We start from the raw sequence: 2,240 nt of genomic DNA on the forward strand, positions 1-2,240 counted from the left end.
GTAATGATAAGAAAGGATGATATACTGAAAATGACGGAAAAGGGTATTTCTGTATTCCGCTATTACCTGCCGGTGGACTTCAAGGTGGGGAAGAACTTCCTGAATCCTTTTTATAAGGATACGAAGGCTTCTTGCAATATTTATTACGAACGTAAGGCCGGTGTGTTTAAAATGAAGGATTTCGGGAATGAGGATTATTCGGGGGACTGCTTTGAGCTGGTGGGCAGGCTGAACGGCCTTAACAGCAAGGAGCCTAAAGAGTTTGTCGAGATCATGGAAATAATAAACCGTGACCTGCATTTGGGGCTGTCCGCACATGAGGAATATCATGTGAGCCATAGCAAAGTACCCCAAAAGAATGAAGTGGTATCGGAAGAGCCGAAAGCGAAAAGTGTCCGGCCTTATACTGTCGTGCAAAAGCCCTTTACGGCTGCGGAACTTGCTTTCTGGGGTAAATCGGGTATCGGGGAGAATATTCTGAAAGCGTACCGGACGGTATCGCTAAAGAAGTTCCGCAGTGAGAACCAGGAAAGGAAGCCTTTTTCCTGTATGACAAGCGTCGATGAACCGATGTTCGGATATATGGGTAAACAGCATATCAAGGTTTACCGTCCATGTTCACAAATGCGGTTCCTGTACGCCGGTGATTTTGGAGACAACTACTGTTTCGGGCTGGAACAACTGCCGGCAAAAGGTGATCTGCTTTTTATTACAGGCGGAGAAAAGGACGTGATGAGCCTGGCGGCACACGGCTTCCATGCGATCTGTTTCAATTCGGAAACGGCTTTTATCCCTGCGGCTGTCATACACCGGCTTTCGTTTCGGTTCAAACATATCATCCTCCTCTATGATGTGGACAGTACCGGGCTGAAAAGCTCGGCGAAGCGTGAAGAGGAACTGAAAGAATACGGGGTTAAACGGTTGTTGCTCCCGCTTGCCGGTACAAAGACGGAGAAGGATGTATCGGACTACTTTATGCTGGGAAACAGCCGTGAGGATTTGATAAAACTTTTTCTGGACTATCTGGAAACCTTATACAGTGAAACCATGTCGGCATTAAAATCTTGCGAGGTGGATTTCAACAACCCGCCTCCCATTGCACAGATGATCGTATCGGTAAATGACGTGCCTCTCGGAACTCAAGGTAACCTGCTTTGTGTCACCGGCGGAGAAGGCACGGGAAAAAGTAACTATGTGGCGGCGTTGATTGCCGGTGCTATCCGTCCCTCCGGAACGGATGTGGATGCGCTGGGCGTTACGCTTCACGAAAATAGCAAGAACAAGGCGGTCCTGTTCTATGACACGGAACAGAGCGAAGTGCAGCTTTATAAGAATATCAGCAACCTGCTGCGGCGCTGCGGACGTGAGGCGATGCCGGAATGGTTCAAGGCGTATTGCCTTACGGGAATGAGCCGGAAAGAACGCCTGCTTTCCATTATCCAGAGCTTGGACAAATACCATTATCAATATGGGGGTGTTCATCTGGTGGTGATAGACGGGATTGCGGATTTGATAAAATGCGCCAACGATGAAGCGGAGAGCATAGCCGTCGTGGAAGAACTGTACCGGCTGGCCGGTATCTACAAGACGTGTATCGTTACAGTACTGCATTTCATCCCCAACGGGCTGAAGCTGAGGGGACACTTGGGAAGCGAGTTGCAGCGGAAGGCTGCGGCGATCCTTTCCATAGAGAAGGACAGCGATCCGGCCGTATCAGTGGTGAAGGCTCTGAAAGTAAGGGATGGAAGTCCGCTGGATGTGCCTATCATGCAGTTTTCGTGGGATAAGGAAAAAGCCATGCACGTCTATCTGGGCGAAAAGCCGAAAGAGGAAAAAGACAAGCGCAAAGAGGACGAGCTTGTAGCGGTGGCCAAAGAGGTATTCAGCCGGAGGCGCTTTGTTACTTATGTGGAGCTTGCGGAAGAAATCCAGTCGATACTGGAGGTGAAGGAGCGCACGGCGAAAAGCTACATCAAGTTCATGCGTGAGAAAGAAATCATTCTGAAATCATCCGATAACCAGAGCTATTATGTTATCGGGAACTTTTGAGGAGGAAAGCGTATGTTAGTAGATAAAACGGAATTTGAAGCATGGATGGAACGTATCATGGGTGAGTTGTACCGCATCTCCCGGAAGCTGGACAAGGCGGAAACGAGGGAAAAGCACCTGAACTACCTGAACGGAGAGCGTCTGTACGACAATCAGGAAGTATGCCTGTTGCTGCGCATCAGCAAACGCAC

At 49.1% G+C, this 2,240-nt stretch carries 1 protein-coding gene and 1 pseudogene; both read left to right on the plus strand.

The features are described 5' to 3' along the window. The first annotated feature begins 3 nt into the window (after positions 1-3). On the plus strand, positions 4-2,049 hold the full coding sequence (locus ABUA47_RS24215; protein ID WP_347073764.1) for a bifunctional DNA primase/helicase: 2,046 nt from the start codon (positions 4-6) through the stop codon (positions 2,047-2,049). A gap of 12 nt (positions 2,050-2,061) precedes the next feature. Further along, a pseudogene (locus ABUA47_RS24220) lies at positions 2,062-2,240 on the plus strand (DNA-binding protein); the annotation flags it as partial.

It is taken from the genome of Bacteroides sp. RTP31139st1_H2_RTP31139_211217 (assembly GCF_040227615.1).
GTDB lineage: Bacteria > Bacteroidota > Bacteroidia > Bacteroidales > Bacteroidaceae > Bacteroides > Bacteroides uniformis.

What these genes read in the sequence shown, in the direction of transcription:
- ABUA47_RS24215 (WP_347073764.1), top strand. Translation starts at nt 4, where the DNA reads ATGATAAGAAAGGATGATATACTGAAAATGACGGAAAAGGGTATTTCT.